The sequence below is a fragment of the Citrobacter sp. Cb028 genome (assembly GCF_030336705.1).
In the GTDB taxonomy this organism is placed as follows: Bacteria; Pseudomonadota; Gammaproteobacteria; order Enterobacterales; family Enterobacteriaceae; genus Citrobacter; species Citrobacter braakii.
In genome coordinates this window covers 307,196-328,509 of record NZ_JAOWCZ010000031.1, presented here as the reverse complement: position 1 = coordinate 328,509, position 21,314 = coordinate 307,196, and the positions used below count along the sequence as shown (strand labels likewise).

Annotated in this window: 22 protein-coding genes; 12 read left to right on the top strand and 10 right to left on the bottom strand. The window is 54.1% G+C overall.

Features of this window, described 5'->3' with window-relative positions:
• Nucleotides 1-106: 106 nt before the first annotated feature.
• Nucleotides 107-1,186 (bottom strand): lytic murein transglycosylase B, encoded by a 1,080-nt coding sequence (gene mltB / locus OGV75_RS09050; protein WP_286480573.1) that lies wholly within the window; start codon nucleotides 1,184-1,186, stop codon nucleotides 107-109.
• 264 nt (nucleotides 1,187-1,450) lie between these two features.
• Between mltB and srlA the strand changes: the two genes are divergently transcribed.
• The 7 genes from srlA (at nucleotide 1,451) to gutQ (ending at nucleotide 6,414) form a co-directional block, all read left to right on the top strand.
• Nucleotides 1,451-2,014, top strand: a complete 564-nt coding sequence (srlA, locus tag OGV75_RS09045) for a PTS glucitol/sorbitol transporter subunit IIC (RefSeq protein WP_016154169.1) — start codon at nucleotides 1,451-1,453, stop codon at nucleotides 2,012-2,014.
• The gene (gene srlE, locus OGV75_RS09040; protein ID WP_286480571.1) at nucleotides 2,011-2,982 is read left to right on the top strand and encodes a PTS glucitol/sorbitol transporter subunit IIB; all 972 of its coding nucleotides are present in this window, start codon (nucleotides 2,011-2,013) and stop codon (nucleotides 2,980-2,982) included. The genes srlA and srlE overlap by 4 nt, the downstream gene beginning before the upstream one ends.
• 13 nt (nucleotides 2,983-2,995) lie before the next feature.
• On the top strand, nucleotides 2,996-3,358 hold the full coding sequence (srlB, locus tag OGV75_RS09035) for a PTS glucitol/sorbitol transporter subunit IIA (protein ID WP_053389534.1): 363 nt from the start codon (nucleotides 2,996-2,998) through the stop codon (nucleotides 3,356-3,358).
• Between the two features lie 17 nt (nucleotides 3,359-3,375).
• Nucleotides 3,376-4,155 carry a sorbitol-6-phosphate dehydrogenase gene (gene srlD / locus OGV75_RS09030; RefSeq protein WP_003037345.1) on the top strand — a complete coding sequence of 260 codons (780 nt, stop codon included), beginning with the start codon at nucleotides 3,376-3,378 and terminating at the stop codon, nucleotides 4,153-4,155.
• Nucleotides 4,156-4,252: 97 nt separating this feature from the next.
• The gene (gene gutM / locus OGV75_RS09025; protein WP_016154172.1) at nucleotides 4,253-4,612 is read left to right on the top strand and encodes a transcriptional regulator GutM; all 360 of its coding nucleotides are present in this window, start codon (nucleotides 4,253-4,255) and stop codon (nucleotides 4,610-4,612) included.
• Nucleotides 4,613-4,682: 70 nt separating this feature from the next.
• A complete protein-coding gene (srlR, locus tag OGV75_RS09020) occupies nucleotides 4,683-5,456 on the top strand; it encodes a glucitol operon DNA-binding transcriptional repressor SrlR (RefSeq protein ID WP_003037350.1) in 774 nt (257 codons plus the stop codon).
• Nucleotides 5,449-6,414, top strand: a complete 966-nt coding sequence (gene gutQ / locus OGV75_RS09015) for an arabinose-5-phosphate isomerase GutQ (RefSeq protein ID WP_131379923.1) — start codon at nucleotides 5,449-5,451, stop codon at nucleotides 6,412-6,414. Before srlR ends, gutQ begins: the two co-directional genes overlap by 8 nt.
• Here gutQ and norR read toward each other — a convergent pair.
• Nucleotides 6,411-7,928 (bottom strand): nitric oxide reductase transcriptional regulator NorR, encoded by a 1,518-nt coding sequence (norR, locus tag OGV75_RS09010; RefSeq protein ID WP_104651277.1) that lies wholly within the window; start codon nucleotides 7,926-7,928, stop codon nucleotides 6,411-6,413. The genes gutQ and norR overlap by 4 nt on opposite strands.
• A gap of 190 nt (nucleotides 7,929-8,118) precedes the next feature.
• Here norR and norV point away from each other — a divergent pair, with 190 nt between their 5' ends.
• On the top strand, nucleotides 8,119-9,561 hold the full coding sequence (gene norV, locus OGV75_RS09005) for an anaerobic nitric oxide reductase flavorubredoxin (RefSeq protein WP_222186343.1): 1,443 nt from the start codon (nucleotides 8,119-8,121) through the stop codon (nucleotides 9,559-9,561).
• Nucleotides 9,558-10,691, top strand: coding sequence for an NADH:flavorubredoxin reductase NorW (norW, locus tag OGV75_RS09000; RefSeq protein WP_286480570.1), 1,134 nt, complete (start codon nucleotides 9,558-9,560; stop codon nucleotides 10,689-10,691). The genes norV and norW overlap by 4 nt, the downstream gene beginning before the upstream one ends.
• Nucleotides 10,692-10,802: 111 nt before the next feature.
• Here the strand turns inward: norW and hypF are convergent, their stop codons facing one another.
• From hypF to OGV75_RS08985, 3 genes are all read right to left on the bottom strand, one after another.
• Nucleotides 10,803-13,043, bottom strand: coding sequence for a carbamoyltransferase HypF (hypF, locus tag OGV75_RS08995; RefSeq protein ID WP_286480569.1), 2,241 nt, complete (start codon nucleotides 13,041-13,043; stop codon nucleotides 10,803-10,805).
• Between the two features lie 94 nt (nucleotides 13,044-13,137).
• Nucleotides 13,138-13,683, bottom strand: coding sequence for an electron transport protein HydN (gene hydN, locus OGV75_RS08990; protein WP_003037366.1), 546 nt, complete (start codon nucleotides 13,681-13,683; stop codon nucleotides 13,138-13,140).
• 145 nt (nucleotides 13,684-13,828) lie between these two features.
• On the bottom strand, nucleotides 13,829-14,842 hold the full coding sequence (locus OGV75_RS08985) for a LacI family DNA-binding transcriptional regulator (protein ID WP_279272902.1): 1,014 nt from the start codon (nucleotides 14,840-14,842) through the stop codon (nucleotides 13,829-13,831).
• Between the two features lie 264 nt (nucleotides 14,843-15,106).
• Between OGV75_RS08985 and ascF the strand changes: the two genes are divergently transcribed.
• Together ascF and OGV75_RS08975 are read left to right on the top strand one after the other, a co-directional pair.
• Nucleotides 15,107-16,561, top strand: a complete 1,455-nt coding sequence (gene ascF / locus OGV75_RS08980) for a PTS cellobiose/arbutin/salicin transporter subunit IIBC (protein ID WP_046274835.1) — start codon at nucleotides 15,107-15,109, stop codon at nucleotides 16,559-16,561.
• Nucleotides 16,562-16,583: 22 nt separating this feature from the next.
• Complete coding sequence (locus tag OGV75_RS08975; RefSeq protein WP_286480568.1) at nucleotides 16,584-18,008, top strand: 6-phospho-beta-glucosidase; 1,425 nt, start codon at nucleotides 16,584-16,586, stop codon at nucleotides 18,006-18,008.
• A 76-nt stretch (nucleotides 18,009-18,084) separates the two neighbouring features.
• Here the strand turns inward: OGV75_RS08975 and OGV75_RS08970 are convergent, their stop codons facing one another.
• Nucleotides 18,085-18,549, bottom strand: a complete 465-nt coding sequence (locus tag OGV75_RS08970) for an OB-fold putative lipoprotein (protein ID WP_016157319.1) — start codon at nucleotides 18,547-18,549, stop codon at nucleotides 18,085-18,087.
• A 271-nt stretch (nucleotides 18,550-18,820) separates the two neighbouring features.
• Between OGV75_RS08970 and OGV75_RS08965 the strand changes: the two genes are divergently transcribed.
• Nucleotides 18,821-19,060 carry a SymE family type I addiction module toxin gene (locus tag OGV75_RS08965; protein WP_016154182.1) on the top strand — a complete coding sequence of 80 codons (240 nt, stop codon included), beginning with the start codon at nucleotides 18,821-18,823 and terminating at the stop codon, nucleotides 19,058-19,060.
• Between the two features lie 74 nt (nucleotides 19,061-19,134).
• Here the strand turns inward: OGV75_RS08965 and hycI are convergent, their stop codons facing one another.
• Genes hycI through hycF form a run of 4 tightly spaced genes read right to left on the bottom strand, consistent with a single transcriptional unit; the run spans nucleotide 19,135 to nucleotide 21,314 of the window.
• Complete coding sequence (gene hycI / locus OGV75_RS08960) at nucleotides 19,135-19,605, bottom strand: hydrogenase maturation peptidase HycI (RefSeq protein WP_016154183.1); 471 nt, start codon at nucleotides 19,603-19,605, stop codon at nucleotides 19,135-19,137.
• Nucleotides 19,598-20,008, bottom strand: coding sequence for a formate hydrogenlyase maturation HycH family protein (locus OGV75_RS08955; protein ID WP_003037385.1), 411 nt, complete (start codon nucleotides 20,006-20,008; stop codon nucleotides 19,598-19,600). Before OGV75_RS08955 ends, hycI begins: the two co-directional genes overlap by 8 nt.
• The gene (gene hycG, locus OGV75_RS08950) at nucleotides 20,005-20,772 is read right to left on the bottom strand and encodes a formate hydrogenlyase subunit HycG (RefSeq protein WP_049040387.1); all 768 of its coding nucleotides are present in this window, start codon (nucleotides 20,770-20,772) and stop codon (nucleotides 20,005-20,007) included. The genes OGV75_RS08955 and hycG overlap by 4 nt, the downstream gene beginning before the upstream one ends.
• Nucleotides 20,772-21,314 (bottom strand): formate hydrogenlyase subunit HycF, encoded by a 543-nt coding sequence (gene hycF / locus OGV75_RS08945; RefSeq protein WP_080859131.1) that lies wholly within the window; start codon nucleotides 21,312-21,314, stop codon nucleotides 20,772-20,774. The genes hycG and hycF overlap by 1 nt, the downstream gene beginning before the upstream one ends.

The window sequence follows — 21,314 nt, the reverse complement described above, 5'->3', positions numbered from 1 at the left end:
GGCATTCAGAAAATAGATAAACCGCATTCAAAAGAGTACCGGATAACGCACCAGGATAGCGTATTCGGTCTACAAGGAATTGCCCCTGTAGACCGATAACAAATGATTACTGCACGCGCGCCAGCGCGACCGCCTGACCCAATTGCCACACGGCCATTGCATAGTGGGTACTGTGGTTATAGCGGGTGATGGTGTAGAAGTTTGGCAGTCCATACCAATACTGATAACCGGTACCGATATCCAGTCGCAGCAGGCTGGCCTGCTGATGATTACCCAGAGACTGCTGCGGCGTCAGGCCTGCGGCGGCAAGCGGAGAAATGCTGTACTGGGTTTTAAAGCCGTTCGCCAGCCCAGGCGCCTGGCCATTCGCCGGAACCGCGACCGTATCGCCTTTCACCCAGCCGTGGCCTTTGAAATAGTTCGCCACGCTACCGATAGCATCAACCGGATCCCACAGGTTAATGTGACCATCGCCATTGAAATCAACGGCATATTGTTTATAGGAAGATGGCATAAATTGGCCGTAGCCCATCGCCCCTGCGAAAGAACCTTTCAAATCGAGCGGATCGTCGCTTTCATCTCGCGCCATCAGCAGAAAGGTTTCCAGTTCACCAGAGAAATATTCCGCACGACGAGGATAGTTAAACGACAACGTCGCCAGCGCATCCAGAATCCGCGTTTTACCCATCACACGGCCCCAGCGAGTCTCTACGCCAATAATGCCAACGATAATTTCCGGCGGTACGCCGTAGACCTGCCATGCACGGTTCAGCGCATCTTCATATTGGTTCCAGAAGGCCACACCGTTTTGTACGTTATCCGGAGTGATGAACTGTTTACGATACCGCAGCCATGCACCGTTAGGTCCGGCTGGCGGTTGAGTCGTCGGCGCCTGGCGGTCCATCAAACGCAATACCGAGTCCAGACGCTTGGCCTGCGACAGGATCTCCTGCAACTGCTGGCGGTCAAAGCCGTGCTTGTTCACCATTTTCTCGATGAACTGCTGCGCGTTCGGATTATTGGCAAAATCGCCGCCCGTTTGCATGACATTGTGCTGTGGCTCAAGCAGGAAGCCGCCGGATGGCGTACCCGTAGTCGTTTGAGTCTCTGAAGGTTTAGGTTTGCTGCTACAAGCAGCAAGCAATACGAAAAGGGGAAGTAACGCTACATAACGACGCTTGAACATGAGACATCCATTAAACAAATTCAGCCTGGGAGAAGTATGGTAAAGCATCCTCCGCCACACAAGGAAGCAGTAGTCGCTCTCCTTCACAGAATTTCCCCCCTCTTGCACTCCTGACCGGCACATTTGCGCGTTCTCACGCACAATCTTTCAAATTAAAATATTTATCTTTCATTTTGCGATCAAAATAACACTTTTAAATCTTTCGATCTGATTAAAATTAGTAACCGTTTGGCAAGATAACTAAAACCCCTACAGGAGAGAATAATGATCGACACCATCACACTCGGTGCTGAGTGGTTTATCGGACTGTTCCAGAAAGGCGGAGAGGTGTTTACCGGCATGGTGACCGGTATTCTGCCTCTGCTGATCAGTCTGCTGGTCATCATGAATGCGCTGATTAACTTTATCGGTCAGCAACGTATTGAACGTTTTGCCCAGCGCTGCGCCGGAAACCCGCTGTCCCGCTATCTACTGCTGCCGTGCATCGGCACATTTGTGTTTTGTAATCCTATGACGCTGAGCCTGGGCCGCTTTATGCCGGAAAAGTTCAAGCCCAGCTACTACGCAGCCGCCTCTTACAGCTGCCATTCAATGAACGGCTTATTTCCCCACATCAACCCCGGTGAGCTGTTCGTCTATCTGGGGATCGCCAGCGGACTGACCACGCTGGGTCTTCCGCTCGGCCCGCTGGCAGTGAGCTATTTGCTGGTCGGCCTGGTGACCAACTTCTTCCGCGGCTGGGTGACCGATTTCACCACCACCATCTTTGAGAAAAAAATGGGCATTCAACTTGAGCAGAAAGTACATCTGGCGGGAGCAGCATCATGACGCGTATTCGTATTGAAAAAGGCACCGGCGGCTGGGGCGGCCCGCTTGAACTGGATGCCGAGCCAGGCAAGAAAATTGTCTATATCACCGCCGGGACTCGCCCCGTAATAGTCGACAGGATAGCCAGCCTGACAGGTTGGCAGGCCGTTGATGGCTTCAAAGAAGGCGAGCCGCCAGAGAACGAAATTGGCGTGGCGATCATCGACTGCGGCGGCACGCTGCGCTGCGGGATCTATCCAAAACGCCGTATACCAACAGTGAATATTCACGCGACGGGTAAATCCGGTCCGCTGGCCCAATATATTATCGAAGATATCTATGTCTCTGGCGTGAAAGAAGAAAACATTACCGTTATCGGTGAAGCATCCGCTGCGCCAACGCCTGCAAACAGCACGATGGGTCGCGAGTACGACACCAGCAAGAAAATTACCGAACAAAGCGACGGTCTGTTGGCAAAAGTCGGCATGGGAATGGGTTCAGCCGTTGCGGTTCTGTTTCAGGCCGGGCGAGACACTATCGATACCGTCCTGAAAACCATTCTGCCGTTTATGGCGTTCGTCTCGGCGCTGATCGGCATCATTATGGCGTCTGGCCTGGGGGACTGGATTGCCCATGGACTCGCACCGCTGGCCAGCCATCCGCTGGGGCTGGTAACCCTGGCGCTGATCTGCTCTTTCCCGCTGCTGTCCCCTTTCCTCGGCCCTGGTGCGGTCATCGCCCAGGTTATCGGCGTCCTGATCGGCGTACAGATTGGTTTGGGGAACATTCCTCCGCATCTGGCGCTACCTGCGCTGTTCGCCATTAACGCTCAGGCGGCATGCGACTTTATTCCAGTCGGATTGTCGCTAGCCGAAGCGCGCCAGGACACGGTCCGCGTCGGTGTGCCATCCGTACTGGTGAGTCGTTTTCTGACCGGCGCACCGACCGTTCTCATCGCCTGGTTTGTTTCCGGCTTTATTTACCAATAAGAGGCACTCAAAAATGACCGTGATTTATGAAACCACCATCACCCGCATCGGCCAGAGCGCCCCGGATGCACTCTGCGACCAGATGCTAATTACCTTTCGTGAAGGCGCGCCTGCGGATATCGAAGAATTTTGCTTCATCCATTGCCATGGGGAGCTGAACGGCTCTTTGCAGGCTGGGATCCAATTTGAGCTAAGCCAGCATCGCTACCCGGTCACAGCCGTTGGCAGCGTGGCGGAACAAAACTTACGTGAACTGGGGCATATCACTCTGCGTTTTGACGGACTGAGTGAAGCGGAATTTCCCGGCACCGTACACGTTGCGGGCCCCGTACCGGACGGTATCGCACCGGGCTGTATTTTGAAGTTTATTGCTTAAGATTGAAGGAGATAAAGATGAATCAGGTTGCCGTTGTCATTGGTGGAGGCCAGACCCTGGGGGCATTCCTTTGCCGTGGGCTTGCGACAGAAGGGTACCGCGTCGCGGTGGTGGATATCCAAAGCGATAAAGCCGCCAACGTCGCGCAGGAAATTAACGCCGAGTTTGGCGAAGGCACCGCCTACGGTTTTGGCGCTGATGCCACCAGCGAACAAAGTGTGCTGGCGCTGTCGCGCGGAGTGGATGAAATATTTGGCCGCGTCGATCTGCTGGTTTACAGCGCGGGTATCGCAAAAGCCGCGTTTATCAGCGACTTTCAGCTTGGGGATTTCGATCGCTCGTTGCAGGTGAATCTGGTCGGCTACTTTCTCTGCGCACGGGAATTTTCACGCCTGATGATCCGCGATGGCGTCCAGGGACGCATTATCCAGATCAACTCCAAATCAGGGAAAGTGGGCAGTAAACACAACTCAGGCTATAGCGCGGCAAAATTTGGCGGCGTAGGTTTAACCCAGTCGCTGGCGCTGGATCTGGCAGAGTACGGGATCACCGTGCATTCACTGATGCTCGGCAATCTGCTGAAATCACCGATGTTTCAGTCATTATTACCGCAATATGCGACCAAGCTTGGCCTTAAGCCAGACGAAGTCGAGCAGTACTACATTGATAAGGTTCCGCTTAAGCGCGGCTGCGATTATCAGGACGTGCTGAACATGCTGCTGTTTTACGCCAGCCCGAAAGCCTCTTACTGCACCGGTCAGTCCATTAACGTGACCGGTGGTCAGGTGATGTTCTAAGAAACATGATTGCCCGGTGGCGCTGCGCTTACCGGGCCTACACACATCTGGTCGGATAAGGCACAGCCGCCATCCGGCAAAATCAAAGGAGCACATTATGGTTTCCGCACTGATTACCGTCGCCGCTATCGCCTGGTGCCTGCAACTGGCGCTCGGTGGCTGGCAAATATCCCGCTTTAACCGGGCGTTTGATCAACTCTGCCAGCGGGGTCGGGTTGGCGTAGGTCGTTCCGGTGGACGGTTTAAACCCCGCGTGGTGGTCGCCATCGCGCTGGATGAACAACAGCGGGTTACCGATTCGTTATTTATGAAAGGTCTTACTGTATTTGCCAGGCCCGGTAAAATTGCCACGATAATGGGCAAACATCTTGATGATTTACAGCCTGATGTGATCTTTCCCCATGATCCGTTAGCGCAGAATGCACTATCATTGGCGCTTAAACTGAAACATGGGTAATTTCGTTGTGAATGCTAATAGCTTGCGAAATTATCATTTTGCAACCTATTAAGTCAGGGTAATCACGCCTATGAAACCTCGTCAGCGACAGGCAGCCATACTGGAGCACCTGCAAAAGCAGGGGAAATGCTCGGTTGAAGAACTGGCCCACTACTTTGACACAACCGGCACGACCATTCGCAAAGACCTGGTCATTCTGGAGAATGCCGGAACCGTCATTCGTACCTATGGCGGCGTGGTATTAAATAAAGATGAATCCGACCCGCCAATCGATCACAAAACGCTAATCAATACGCATAAAAAAGAGCAGATTGCTGAAGCCGCCGTCCGTTTTATTCACGATGGCGACTCGATTATTCTGGATGCGGGCAGCACCGTATTGCAGATGGTGCCGATGCTCACCCGCTTTAGCAACATCACCGTCATGACCAACAGTCTGCACATTGTTAACGCCCTTTCAGAGCTGGACAACGAGCAAACTATCCTGATGCCCGGCGGGACCTTTCGCAAAAAATCTGCGTCATTTCACGGTCAGCTGGCAGAAAACGCCTTTGAGCAGTTCAGCTTTGATAAACTCTTCATGGGCACCGACGGCATTGACCTCAATGCCGGCGTGACCACCTTTAATGAGGTGTTTAGCGTCAGTAAAGCGATGTGCAATGCCGCTCGCGAAGTGATTCTGATGGCTGACTCGTCAAAATTTGGGCGCAAAAGCCCCAATGTTGTGTGCAGTCTGGAAAGCGTCGACAAGCTGATTACCGATGCGGGTATCGACCCTGCGTTTCGTCAGGCGCTGGAAGCAAAAGGGATTGAAGTGATCATAACCGGAGAAACCAATGAGTGATGCACTACTGAACGCGGGCCGTCAGACGTTAATGCTGGAGCTACAGGAAGCCAGCCGACTGCCTGAACGACTGGGCGATGATTTTGTCCGCGCCGCCAATACTATCATCCACTGCGAAGGCAAAGTGATTGTCTCCGGGATTGGCAAATCAGGCCATATTGGCAAAAAAATAGCCGCGACCCTCGCCAGTACCGGCACGCCCGCCTTTTTTGTGCATCCGGCTGAAGCGCTGCACGGCGACTTAGGGATGATTGAAAGCCGTGATGTCATGCTGTTTATTTCCTACTCCGGCGGCGCAAAAGAACTGGATCTCATCATTCCGCGCCTGGAAGATAAGTCCATCGCTCTGCTGGCTATGACCGGAAAACCGACCTCACCGCTGGGTCTGGCAGCCAAAGCCGTGCTGGATATTTCTGTTGAGCGCGAAGCCTGTCCGATGCGCCTGGCACCGACTTCCAGTACCGTGAACACTCTGATGATGGGCGACGCATTGGCAATCGCCGTGATGCAGGCGCGCGGCTTTAACGAAGAAGATTTTGCCCGCTCACATCCGGCGGGTGCGCTGGGCGCTCGTCTGCTAAATAAAGTGCATCATCTGATGCGCCGTGACGATGCCATTCCGCAGGTGACGCTCACCACCAGCGTCATGGACGCGATGCTGGAACTAAGCCGTACGGGTCTTGGCCTGGTGGCAGTCTGCGACGACGAGTCGCTGGTGAAAGGCGTCTTTACCGACGGCGACCTGCGCCGCTGGCTGGTTGGCGGCGGAGCGCTCACCACTCAGGTTAGCGAAGCAATGACCCATAATGGCATTACGCTGCAGGCGCAGAGCCGCGCCATTGACGCCAAAGAGATCCTGATGAAGCGCAAAATCACTGCCGCACCGGTGGTAGATGAAAACGGTAAACTCACCGGTGCTATCAACCTGCAGGATTTCTATCAGGCAGGTATTATCTAATCCTTCAGCCCCAGACGTTTCGCCAGCCGGTGCAGGTTGGCGACGTCTGTTTCCAGCGCCCGCGCACTTGCCGCCCAACTGTGATTATTTTGCGCCAACGCCCGGCGGATCATCTCCCGCTGGAATGACTCCGTTGCCTCACGCAGGTTGCGATGCAGCGGGATCTCCGCAACAACCTCCGCCTGCAGAGCCGGGGTTTCATCCTGCAGGGCAAAATGCTGCGCCTCAAGCACCACTTCATCCCCTGCCCTGGTGGCCCTTGCCAGAACAACCGCCCGGTGAATGGCATGTTCCAGCTCACGCACGTTCCCGGGCCAGCCGTAATTCAATAGATGACTACGCGCGCCGGGACTTAACACCACGCGGGAAAGTCCCAGCCGCAGCCGACATTGTTCGCAAAAATAACCGGCCAGCAGTACCACATCTTCGCCGCGTTCACGAAGGGGCGGTACGAAAAGAGGAAAGACGCTCAGACGGTGGAACAAATCCGCACGGAAATTCCCGGCCAGCACCTCTTCCCGTAAATCACGGTTCGTTGCCGCCAGCACCCGAACATCCACGCGCAGGCTGCGATCGTCACCCACACGCTGAATATCGCCGTACTGCAACACACGTAGCAGCTTAGCCTGTAACGCCAGCGAGAGTTCGCCAATCTCATCGAGAAACAGCGTCCCATTGTCAGCCATTTCAAACTTACCGCTACGATTGCTGATAGCCCCGGTAAAGGCGCCTTTTACGTGACCAAACAGCTCACTTTCCGCTACGGTTTCCGGCAACGCCGCGCAGTTCAGATACACCAGCGGATTCACCGCGCGCGGCGAACCTTCATGGATAGCCTTAGCTACCAGCTCCTTCCCGGTCCCCGTTTCGCCGCTAATCAGTACGTTGAGATCGGATCCCGCCACAATCTCAATCTCTTTTTTCAACTGCAGCATATTGGGCGACAGGCCAATCATTTGGGTTTCAGTCACCTGCTCGAAGGCCGTCGACGGGCCCGGCAACATATTCTGGCTTTCCAGTTGTTCAATCAGCAGCGCATTGCTCAGCGCGCCCGCCGCCAGCGCGGCAATCAGCCTAAGCTCTTCATCGCTGAAAACATCGAATTGATCGGGCTCCATGCCATCCAGCGTTAACGCGCCAATCAGATTTTGACCGGCGAACAGCGGTAAGCCAATGCAGGCGTGTACCTTCAGGCTCTCCTGGCCCGGAATCAGCCCATCGTAAGGGTCTGGCAAATCGCTGTCGGCAGGGAAACGAACCACGTCCCCGGCGCGGGCAATCGCCTCCAGACGAGGATGCCCTTCCAGGGTAAAGCGCCTGCCGAGAACATCCTGCGCCAGCCCATCGATCGCCAGCGGAATAAACTGTCGCGACTCATAGCGCAGCAATGCCGACGCGTCGCACTCCAACACCTGACGCAAGGTGGTTATCAGGCGTTGAAAACGGTCCTGATGTCCAATACCGCTTTGTAATTCAATGGCGATACCCGCCAGCACGTCTACGGAAAAACTCATGACGACCTCATTGTCATTTTGACAATTCATATTGTCATATTGACAATAAAATGAATAGTCATTTTGACTACCACCTTATAGGCATTAAAAAACAAACCCTTTAAAATCAACAAATAAAAAGTTGGCACGCAACCTGCAATAAGCAAAACATCTTTTTTAGAAAAACGCTGAATTAATTACTGAGGTTGCTATGTCTATTCTGGTTAAAAATAACATTCATTGGGTTGGCCAACGTGACTGGGAAGTTCGTGATTTCCACGGGACTGAATATAAAACGCTGCGCGGTAGCAGCTACAACAGCTATCTCATCCGTGAAGAAAAAAATGTCCTGATCGATACAGTAGACCACAAGTTTAGCCGTGAATTCGTGCAGAACCTGCGCAGTGAAATTGACCTGGCAGATATCGACTACATCATCATTAACCACGCGGAAGAGGACCATGCCGGTGCGCTGACTGAGCTGATGTCCTGCATCCCTGACACGCCAATTTACTGCACAGCCAACGCTATTGACTCTATCAACGGGCACCACCACCACCCGGAGTGGAACTTCAACGTGGTGAAAACCGGCGACTCGCTGGACATTGGCAACGGTAAGCAACTGATCTTCGTTGAAACACCGATGCTGCACTGGCCTGACAGCATGATGACCTACATGACCGGCGATGCGGTGCTGTTCAGTAACGACGCCTTCGGCCAGCACTACTGTGATGAACGTCTGTTTAACGACGAAGTTGACCAGACCGAACTGTTCGAACAGTGCCAGCGTTACTACGCCAACATCCTGACGCCGTTCAGCCGTCTGGTTACACCGAAAATCACTGAGATTCTCGGCTTCAACCTGCCGGTGGATATGATTGCCACTTCCCACGGCGTGGTATGGCGCGACAACCCGACACAAATCGTTGAAATGTATCTGAAATGGGCGGCTGACTATCAGGAAGACCGTATCACCATTTTCTACGACACCATGTCCAACAACACCCGCATGATGGCGGACGCCATTGCCCAGGGCATCAACGAAGTTGACCCGAACGTGGCGGTGAAAATCTTTAACGTCGCCCGTAGCGACAAAAACGAAGTCCTGACTAACGTCTTCCGCTCTAAAGGCGTGCTGGTTGGTACTTCAACGATGAACAACGTAATGATGCCAAAAATCGCCGGTCTGGTAGAAGAGATGACCGGCCTGCGTTTTCGTAACAAACGCGCCAGCGCCTTTGGTTCACACGGCTGGAGCGGCGGTGCGGTAGACCGTTTGTCCACACGCTTGCAGGATGCCGGTTTCGAGATGTCGCTGAGTCTGAAAGCGAAATGGCGTCCGGATCTGGACGCGCTGGAACTGTGTCGCCAGCATGGCCGTGAAATCGCACGTCAGTGGGCGCTTGCTCCGCTGCCGGAAACAATCGTCAAAACGGCAACCAAAGAGGAAGAGTGCCCCTGTGCCGCTGCGGCTGATCTTGGTCCAAGCATGCAGTGCAGCGTATGCCAGTGGATTTACGCCCCGGCAAAAGGTGAACCGCTGCAGGATGTCGCGCCGGGAACACCGTGGAGCGACGTGCCGGATAACTTCCTGTGCCCGGAATGTTCATTAGGTAAAGACGTCTTTGACGTACTGGCAACGGAGGCAAAATGAGCCGCGGAATTGTCATTATTGGTTCAGGCTTCGCCGCCCGCCAGTTAGTCAAAAATATCCGTAAGCAGGATGCAGATGTCCCGCTGACCCTGATTGCTGCAGACAGTATGGATGAGTACAACAAGCCCGATCTCAGCCATGTTATCAGTCAGTCGCAACGTGCAGACGACCTCACCCGCCAGTCGGCGGGGGAGTTTGCCGAACAGTTTAATTTGCGCCTCTTCCCGCACACCTGGGTAACCGACATCGATGCCGATGCTCACGTAGTGAAAAGCCAGGAGCAACAGTGGCCATACGACAAACTGGTGCTGGCGACGGGAGCATCTGCCTTCGTACCGCCGATTACCGGACGTGAGTTAATGCTCACACTGAACAGCCAACAAGAGTATCGCGCCTGTGAAACACAACTGCGTGACGCCCAACGGGTGCTGATTGTCGGCGGCGGCTTGATTGGCAGCGAACTGGCGATGGATTTTTGTCGTGCTGGTAAAGCGGTGACGCTTATCGACAACGCCGCCAGCATTCTGGCTTCGCTGATGCCGCCAGAAGTAAGCAGTCGCTTACAGCATCGTTTGACCGATATGGGCGTACACCTGCTGCTGAAATCGCAGCTTCAGGGGCTGGAGAAAACGGAGTCGGGGATTCGCGCCACGCTCGATCGTAGCCGCAGCGTAGAAGTCGATGCGGTGATCGCCGCTACGGGTCTGCGCCCTGAAACCGCGCTGGCGCGTCGCGCCGGATTGAACATCAATCGCGGCGTCTGCGTCGACAGCTACCTGCAAACCAGCCACCCGGACATTTATGCTCTCGGCGACTGTGCGGAAATTAACGGTCAGGTACTCCCGTTCCTGCAACCGATTCAGCTGAGCGCCATGTATCTGGCGAAAAACCTGCTCGGCGGCAATGCACCATTGAAGTTGCCTGCCATGCTGGTAAAAGTCAAAACGCCGGAATTACCCTTGCATCTGGCTGGGGAAACCCAGCGCCGCGATCTGAACTGGCATATTGCCGCCGAAGTGCAAGGGATGGTGGCCAGAGGGATGAACGATGCAGGCCAGCTATGTGCCTTTGTCGTCAGCGAAGACCGCATGAAAGAGGCCTTTGCGCTGCTGAAAACGCTGCCCGTGTAAGTACAGGATACCGTTGCTTGATTTATTAACCTCACGCACATGGATGTGCGTTGCCACTTGTCGGTATGCCCCGACCTGTTGTTCTTGCCCCGCCAGTCCCGGGGCTTTTTTTTATTTTTGCGCCAACGCCCGCGCCGCCGCAATCACGCCCTGCCCCAACGACAATCCGCCGTCGCCCGCCGGTAAACGCTGCGGGAACAGTAAGGTAAAATCATGCAGATAAAACGCCAGCCGGGCTGACAATAAGCGGTTATGCATCACACCTCCGCTGAATACCAGCGTCTTAATCCCCCGCTCTTCGGCCTGCAAACGCATCAGGGTAGCAAACCCACGCGCCAGCGCGTCGTGAAACGCCCACGCTCTTTCGGCAGGTTTGGCCTGCCAGGTCAGCCATTGCTGCCAAAAAACCGCTAAGTCCAGCTGATTGCCATCAAGCGGCACCGTGACAGGATGCTCAACGCCAGCACATTGCGATGCCATCGCCTCCAGCGCGCAGGCCGCCTCACCTTCATAACTCAGCGATTCCGGCGCACATTGAAGCACGGCGGCAACGGCATCAAACAGCCGTCCGCACGATGACGCCAGCGGCGCGTTAATCCCCCGCTCAATGGCGCGCGCCAGCACGTTCCAGTTTTGATGTTGCAGCACCGATGTTTCCGGGTAGCGCTGCCAGTCAGGAACAAAACGCAGGCACTGCGCGAGCAAATTGCGCCACGGCTGTTTTGCCGCCAGATCGCCCCCCGCCAGCGCTACCGCCGGTAAGCCGCCAAGGTGTTCGCATTCACGATAGTTGACCCGCAAACACTCTCCCCCCCACAGCGCGCCGTTTTCCCCCATGCCGATACCGTCTAACGTCAGGGCAATCACGTCGCCACCGTCGAGCGACCAGCCGTGCTCGGCCAGACACGCAGCGGCATGCGCATGGTGATGCAGCACCGTTTCGGTTGGCAGATTCATTTCGCTGGCCCACTGGCTGGAAACATAACCAGGGTGTGCATCATGCACGATACGCTGCGGCGTAAAGTCATAAATGTTCTGGATCAGGCGCAGCGCATCACGCCACTGCTGCTGAATGCCGTCATCGCTGAGATCGCCCAAATGCTGGCTGATAACCGCCTGTTCACCACGCACCAGGCAGAAGGTATTTTTCAGATCTGCGCCCAGGCAAAGCATCGGCGGCACGTCGTGAAATCCTGGCGGCAGCGCCACCGCATCCGGCACGTAACCCCGTGAACGACGCAGCATCTCGCCACTGTCGCGTACCACAGAGTCATCCATTCGCTGCACAATTTCGCGGTTATGCAGCAGGAAACCATCGGCAATTTCGTGTAAATCTTCCAGCGCCTGCGCGTTGGTAATAGCGGGCGGTCTGCCGCTGAGATTGCCGGAGGTCATTACCAACGGACAATTCATCTCTTGTAAGAGCAGATGCTGCAACGGATTCGCTGGCAGCATGACGCCCACTTCCGTTAACCCTGGCGCAATGCCCTCGCTCAATGCTGCGACATAGCGTTTCTGCACCAACACGATCGGCGCGGCTGGGGTTGTCAGCAAACGACGAGCGGGTTCAGGCAGTCCGTCATCACCGGGCAGCATCACTGCCAGAGGTTTTGCCGGACGGTGTTTGCGCAGCCTGAGCAGCGCTACGGCGTCATCATTTCGTGCATCGCACACCAGATGAAACCCACCAATCCCTTTAACAGCCACAATACCGCCCGCTTTCAGACGCGATACTGCCGCCTGCAACGCCTCTTCTTTCTCCGCCCGCTCACCCGCGCTAAACCATTCGAGGTGGGGACCGCATGCCGGACAGGCAACGGGCTGGGCATGGAAGCGACGGTCGTACGGATCACGATACTCTTTATCGCATTGCGCACAGAGTGGGAATGACGCCATCACGGTAAACGGGCGATCGTAGGGCATGGCGCGGATGATCGTAAAGCGCGGGCCACAGTGGGTGCAGTTGATAAAGGGATAACGATAGCGGCGTTCACCGGGGGTGTTCATTTCAACCAGACATTCGGGACAGGTCGCGGCATCCGGAACGATTTGCGTATTCATCGTGCCGCCAGCACTTTGCCGAATCGAGAAATCGGCAGGCGGCTGCGTCCAGGCGAACGGTTCGCTCTCAACGCTGTCAATGCGCGCCAGCGGCGGGCAGTGTTGATGCAACTGCGCAATAAACTCTGCCGGATCTTCCTGTATACGCACAACCACACCGTCACCGTCGTTACACACATCGCCATGTAGCTGTAACCGCTGCGCCAGTTGCCAGACGTAGGGGCGAAATCCGACGCCCTGTACCTTACCGCGAATACGCAGCTGTACGCCGGAGTGGTTGTTTATTGTCATGATGAATTCCCGCGGTATTGTATCCCTGAAATGTCCGTTTGCCGGATGGCGGCTTCGCCTTATCCGGCACGTATTTTACGCGGATTTTCAGATATCAGAACAGCAAAGATGCAGTGGAATCCAGCGCCGCGCGACGGCGTTTTTCAGCGCTCAGTTGCTCAAGCTTATTGCGATCCACATAAATCAGCGCGTGAGTCGGGCAGACTTCCATACAGGCAGGGCCGGCCTCACGATGGTGGCACAGGTCGCACTTATTGGCTTCGGCTTTTTCTGCCCGGACGTTCAGACCTGCCCCGCTGTTACGAACAACCGGACGCACGACCACTTCCATTGCGCCATAAGGGCAAGCCACAACGCAGGTTTTACACCCAATGCAGCGCTCCTGCATCACGTGGACAAAGCCTTTATCACGGCTGATTGCACCGTTCGGACAGACGTTAGCGCACGGCGCGTCTTCACACTGGCGGCACAGCGTCGCCGTGGAGACATTAACGCCTTTGATGACGTGAATGCGGGGTAAAAAGGTTTCAGGGGTCAGCGATGCGCAGTCCTGGTTATCCTGATGGGATACCACGCAGGCCACTTCACAGGTACGGCAACCAATGCATTTATTGGCGTCTGCAATGATGAAACGGTTCATCAATTTCTCCAGCAATGACAGATTATCTGCCGAAGCATTCATAAATCGTGCCAGAATTTAATTGACTGTTATTAAAGGTTTTTTATTTTGATGAATGCAGAGAAGCCGTGTCATCGTCACTAGTGACGATGACAAATGACAGCCGTCAGCGCAAAACGAGCGGCGCAACAGAGTCGCGTTGAATGAGTTCACCGGTGAAGGTTTTTGGCGGCGTAAACGCCCCGTCATCCAGCATAAAGATCAGGCGGCCTATCGTTTCCTGGATCATTTCCGTTACCGGGATTTTGACGCTGGAAAGCGCCGGAATAGTGTATGGCGCGATGGCGATATCGTCGAAGCCAATCACCGACACCTGAGCAGGGACGCTCACGCCATGCGCGTGCAACTGCTTTATCGCACCGATCGCCATATCATCATTGCTGGCCACCAGCGCGGTAAAATTGACCTTATGCGAAAGCAAAGTATCGACTCCCGCCGCGCCGCAGGCTGGCGTCCATTTCCCTTTAACAATCAAATCATTATTAAGCGGAATGCCATGATGTGCCAGCGCGTCTTTATAGCCTGAAAGTCGCTCCACGCCGGTAGGCGAATCCATCGAGCCAGTAATAAAACCAATCTCTTTGTGGCCGCTGGCAATGAGATGAGTAACGGCGTTAAAACTGGTTTGCTTTTGATCGCACCACACGCAGTGGCTGGTATTTTTTCGCAGCCGCCGATTAAGCACCATAATCGGCTGGGCGTGGGCGTCGATGATATCGTCTATCTCATCCACGCTAAGAAAACGCGGATAGATCATAATCGCGTCACAGCGCAGATCGAGCAGGTACTGGATCGCCTGACGCTCTTCCTCTGCGCTGTGCTTACCGTCAGCCAGCAACAACTGGCGTCCCTTATCTTCCGCCATCCGCGCGGTATGAAACAGCAGTTCGCTGAAATAGACGCCGTGATAAAGGGTGTTAGTTACCACCAGACCCAGCGTCTGCGTAGTTTTCGCTGCCAGACTGCGTGCCAGCAAGTTAGGGCGGTAACCACTCTCTTCAATGGCCTGAAACACGCGGTCTTTGGTTTCCTGGCTGACATAACCATTCCCGGAAAGCACCCGGGAAACCGTCGCTTTTGACACCCCGGCACGCTTCGCCACCTCCAGCATCGTGGTCATATTACTCATCCCTTTTCTCTCAATGTGACGCAGTGTACTGCACCGTTTCGCCGCTGTCCTTGCTGCTAAATTGCAAACGCTGACATCTGGTGATCGGAGTCACAATTATAAAAAACGATCAAAATTAAACCTTGCCCATTGAGTTTAATTTAAACATGATTTTGTGGAACCGGTTTCCTATCTGCGTTTCATCAACCCAGAAAAGCGACCAACGTAAACGGATAAAACATAACGTACTCTACTGATAAAACAGGATTAAATCCGATGTCCAAAAATTATGCAGCGCTGGCGCGCTCGGTTGTGACGGCTCTGGGAGGCGTGGACAACATCACAGCAGTGACCCACTGTATGACCCGTTTGCGTTTCGTTATCAAAGATGACTCGCAGGTCGACAGCACGACGCTGAAGACGCTCCCTGGCGTGCTCGGCGTGGTGCGCAGCGATAACCAGTGCCAGGTGATCATCGGCAACACCGTTTCGCAGGCGTATCGCGAGGTAGTCAGCCTGTTACCTGCCAATATGCAACCTGCAGAGCCGCAAACCAAACCTCGGCTGACGCTGAAGCGGATTGGCGCTGGGATCCTCGACGCGCTGATCGGCACAATGTCCCCGTTGATCCCGGCTATTATCGGCGGATCAATGCTCAAGCTGCTGGCAATGATCCTCGAAATGACCGGCGTGCTGGTGAAAGGATCGTCCACGCTCACTATTCTGACCGTAATCGGCGACGGTGCCTTCTTCTTCCTGCCACTGATGGTCGCCGCCTCAGCAGCCATAAAATTCAAAACCAACATGTCGCTGGCAATCGCCATCGCAGGCGTACTGGTGCATCCCAGCTTCATCGAACTGATGGCGAAGGCCGCGCAGGGTGAGCACGTTGAGTTTGCCCTGATCCCGGTGACAGCGGTGAAATACACCTACACGGTGATCCCGGCGCTGGTCATGACCTGGTGTCTGTCCTACATCGAACGCTGGGTCGATCGCATCACTCCGGCGGTAACCAAAAACTTCCTTAAACCGATGCTAATCGTGCTGATCGCCGCCCCACTCGCCATCGTCATCATTGGCCCTATCGGTATCTGGATCGGTAGTGCAATTTCAGCGCTGGTTTATACCATTCACGGCTATCTCGGCTGGCTGTCGGTGGCCATTATGGGCGCATTGTGGCCGTTGCTGGTGATGACCGGTATGCACCGCGTCTTCACGCCAACCATTATTCAGACCATTGCCGAAACCGGAAAAGAAGGCATGGTGATGCCGTCAGAAATTGGCGCCAATTTGTCGCTGGGCGGTTCATCGCTGGCAGTGGCATGGAAAACCAAAAACCCGGAACTGCGTCAGACGGCGTTAGCGGCAGCCGCCTCGGCCATCATGGCAGGCATTTCCGAACCCGCGCTGTATGGCGTGGCGATCCGCCTGAAACGCCCACTGATTGCGAGTCTTATCAGCGGCTTTATCTGCGGTGCCGTTGCCGGAATGGCCGGACTGGCGAGCCACTCCATGGCGGCTCCAGGCTTGTTCACCAGCGTACAGTTTTTCGATCCAGCCAATCCGATGACCATCGTTTGGGTGTTTGGCGTGATGGCGCTGGCGGTCGTGCTTTCCTTTGTATTAACACTGCTCCTCGGCTTTGAAGATATTCCTGTCGAAGATGCAGCCGCGCAGGCCAGAAAAAACCAGGCCGCGCAACCAGGCAATATCAATAGAGCCAGCATTTGACTGGTATGAACTGAGGTTAACTATGTCTGTTTTTCCGCAAGGATTTTTATGGGGCGGCGCACTGGCCGCCAACCAGTCTGAAGGGGCATACCGGGAAGGCGGCAAAGGGCTGACCACCGTCGATATGATCCCCCACGGCGCAAACCGCATGGCCGTCAAACTGGGTCAGGAAAAACGCTTTACGCTGCGGGATGACGAATTTTATCCCAGCCATCAGGCAATCGACTTTTATCATCGCTATAAAGAAGATATCGCGCTGATGGCGGAAATGGGGTTTACGGTTTTTCGTACTTCCATTGCCTGGAGCCGTCTCTACCCCAACGGCGACGAGCTGACGCCTAATGAAGAGGGTATCGCGTTTTACCGGGCCGTGTTTGCCGAGTGTAAACAATACGGTATTGAGCCGTTAGTTACGCTGTGTCACTTCGATGTGCCGATGCATCTGGTCAGCGAGTATGGCTCCTGGCGTAACCGCAAAATGGTGGAGTTCTTTACCCGCTATGCCCGTACCTGCTTCGAGGCCTTTGACGGTCTGGTGAAGTACTGGCTAACGTTCAACGAAATCAACATTATGCTGCACAGCCCTTTTTCTGGCGCCGGACTGGTGTTTGAAGAAGGAGAGAATCAGGATCAGGTGAAATATCAGTCCGCCCACCACGAACTGATTGCCAGCGCCCTGGCAACTAAAATTGCCCATGAAATTAATCCGCAAAACCAGGTCGGCTGTATGCTGGCGGGCGGTAATTTTTATCCTTATTCCTGTAAACCGGAAGATGTGTGGACCGCGCTGGAAAAAGACCGCGAAAACCTGTTCTTTATTGATGTGCAGGCGCGCGGGGCTTACCCCGCTTACTCTGCCCGTGTGTTTCGCGAAAAAGGCGTGGTGATAGAAAAAGCGGCGGAAGATGACGATATCCTGAAAAACACCGTCGATTTCGTCTCGTTTAGCTATTACGCATCGCGCTGCGCCTCCGCTGAAATGAATACTGGCAATACCAGCGCCGCTAACGTGGTGAAGTCGCTGCGTAATCCGTACATTGCCGCCAGCGAATGGGGCTGGGGCATCGACCCACTCGGTCTGCGCATCACCATGAATATGATGTATGACCGCTACCAGAAGCCGTTGTTTCTGGTGGAAAACGGGCTGGGGGCGAAAGATGAGATCGATGCTAACGGCGAAATCAATGACGACTATCGCATTAGCTATTTACGCGAGCACATTCGCGCCATGGCAGATGCTATTGAAGATGGCGTGCCGCTGCTGGGCTACACCACCTGGGGCTGTATCGATCTGGTTTCAGCCTCAACCGGTGAGATGAGCAAACGCTACGGTTTTGTGTATGTGGACCGCGATGACGTGGGCAACGGCACGTTAGCGCGTAAACGCAAAAAATCGTTCTGGTGGTATAAGAAAGTGATTGCGAGCAACGGGACCGATCTGGAATAACAATGTTGCCGGGTGACACTGCCATCCGGCAACACGTATTATTCAGAATATATATACCCGCTGTCTGTTATCATTTTTATTGTACAACTTTAGGATTTTGCAGCAGCGGCAAAGGCGCTTCGCCCAACGCGTGGACCTGACCAATAATTGTCGCGCTCCGGCCAATCTGTAATGACTCAACATTCGTACTATTATGGGAGCCAAACTGGAACTGAATCACGTTGTTCGTTTTATTATTTTCGTCTTTCAGGCTGACAAGATAAGAATAAGCATTGGAAATACCATTAACCTTACGAATATCAATGACCACGCCCCGCAGCTTCACCCATTCACCAAGATAGTCCTTATTGGCTTTAACAGGATTTAAGGTATAGGGCGCGACAAAATCAGCGACGGACAAGGTTGGCATTGACGCAGCTGATGACTCCCCCGGTTGAAATAATCGGTCTCCCGCAGAGAAGAACGCGTCAGCCGCCGTCTCGCACCCGCTAAGAAGAGAGGAAATAATAATTAAATTTACCAAACGAATACCTGAACGCATAAATAACTCCTGTATATTAATTTCCCATATATTCAAACTCTAAATAATTCGAGTATATAACCTCCCTGAACAACGCCGAAATATAATATAACTCCCGTATTAGTAAAAGAAGAGAATATTCCCCCCCAACTATTATCAACTTCTCATCTTTTTCATTATTTGCATTCTATTTTCTGGATCTGCCTTCCAGTTTCGGGTTTGCCCTCCCGCCTTTTTACTGGCATTTTATTCAGTAGTTTTCCATCTCTTTATTTGTAACAAGGGAGTGTTTATGTCTGGTAAAAATGGCAATGCCGAAGCGGTTATCAACAAGCCATTACGTCATTTTAAAGTCAGCTATGTCAGAGTACGGCATGAAGATCGCAAAACCGGTTTTACACGACGTATAAGCCGCCATGCTTCACTCACGATGAACGGAGACTGGCTGGAACAGGCGGGGTTCCCAACGGGCACGTCAGTAAAAGTATCGGTTACGCAGGGGAAATTAATTATTGAACAAGCAGGTGAATAGTCTGTTTCGAGGGTGTCGACGTTATCCGGATGGTGGTAATGCGACACACCATCCGGTATTCAGTGCCCTCAGGCTCAGGCTTCCGGTGCCTCTAATTCAGCGAACCCACCGTGTCCTTCCCACCCGGCTAATCGCTGATAGACGGTATCTACCGCATCTTTGATCGGCTGTGTCATCGGGTAGTAAAAACCGACAATATCCGGCTGAATGCCAAGGAAAATCACCTCGCCAACGTCGTCTTTCAGCTGATCGACCAGGTAGTTCAGCGGCATGTTGTGGGTGGTCATCATGAACATCTCGGCAATATCATCAGGATCGATAATGCGGATTTCACCAGGATTTAGCCCCATATCGGTGGCATCCACAATCAACAGACGCTGCGGGCGCAACTCGCGGATGGCGACGATGTCGTTTTCCGGCGCGCTACCGCCGTCGATGACAACCCATTGTCCTTGAGGATTTGCAGCACACATTTCGGCCAACAGCGGCCCCGCGCCGTCATCGCCCATCATGCTGTTACCCACACATAATAAAACGTCAGTCACGATGTCTCCTCACCATCAGATAGATGGCGCTTTCCTGGTGGATATCGTGAAGCATGCTAAGCATCAGCTTGCTCCACTCCTGCTGCTGCGGGGTCTGCACGGCACGCGCATCATCGAACGCGCGCGCCAGCATTTGCACATGGTTGAAATCGATGACGATCTCGCCGTACTTCGGCACGCCTTCCATTTTCCGGCGGGCTTCACTGCCTTCGGCAAGCGTGGCAATCCACGCCAGATATTCATCCCACGGACAGGTTAACGCCGCTTCCAGGCAATCGATGATCCCAAGGTGGTGACCAATCGCCAGGCTGTAATAGACAACCTGCTGCGCCTCAGCGGGCGTTGCATCGTTCTCATCAATAAACTTACGGCTCAGTTGACTGAACACCACCGTTTCACTCATCGGATACGCGCCTCTTCGACAACATGATTAAGATGCGTGACGATCTCGGTCAGACGCGGATCGTTTTCCGCTTCCAGCCAGCGCGCCACCTGATGCTCGCCCTGCCCTAACTGCGTCATATAGTCATCAGCAATCTGGCGACCGTAACGGTAGCCCGCCAGACGGCGTGCTTCACGATCCACCTTCACGCGCAGCGGCTGAACCATGTTCGGATGCAGAATTTCAGCCGGCTGTTCGTCCAGTTCACCTGGCGCACGCGCGTGAATTTTTTGTTCCAGCAGACCCAGCGCCATTGCAAAACCGTACAGCGTAGCCGCAGGCGTTGGCGGACAGCCAGGAATATACACATCCACCGGTACGATTTTATCCGTGCCGCCCCATACGCAGTATAAGTCGTGGAAGATACCGCCGCTGTTACCGCAGGCACCGTAAGAGATACAAATTTTCGGATCTGGCGCAGACTGCCAGGCGCGCAGCGCCGGAGAGCGCATGGCACGCGTTACCGCGCCGGTAAACAGCAGGATATCCGCATGGCGCGGTGATGGTACAACTTTGATACCAAAACGTTCGGCATCAAACAGCGGAGAAAGCGTAGCGAAGATTTCGATTTCACAGCCGTTGCAGCCGCCGCAGTCCACACGGTAAACGTACGCTGAACGCTTGATGCTTTTAAGCAGCGACGCTTTCATGCTGGCAATGGATTCATCCACCGTCATCGGTACCGGAATACCGTTGGCGTCACGTGGGCCTAATAAATTGCTCATCAGCTGGCCTCTTTCATATGGCGAGTCAGTTCAATACGGTCAGACGGCACCAGGCATTTCTGGCGCTTACAATCCGGGCAGGTCTCAAAGCTTTCACGGTGGTTTTCCGCACGGCTGTCGCCGTTGTGCTTAAGCAGCGCAATGGCGTAATCGATCTCTTTTTGTACCGCAAACGGGCGGTTACATTCGCGACAATTACACAGCGCAAAGCGGGACTGCTGCAGGAAATCCTCTTTCTTCCACACCGCCAGTTCATACTCCTGCGACAGCTTGATTGCCGCCGTCGGGCAGACTTCTTCGCAGCGGGCGCAGAAGATGCAACGACCGAGATTGAACTGCCACGCCAGCTCATGGGTAACCAGATCGGTTTCTACCGTCAGCGCGTTCGACGGGCACGCATTCACACAGGCCGCACAGCCAATGCACTGCTGCGGATTGTGTTCCGGTTTGCCACGGAAGTTTTTATCGACCGCAATCGGCTCCAGCGGATACGACGATGTCGGCGCCCCGGTTTTGATGACTTTTTTGATAAAGGTAAACAT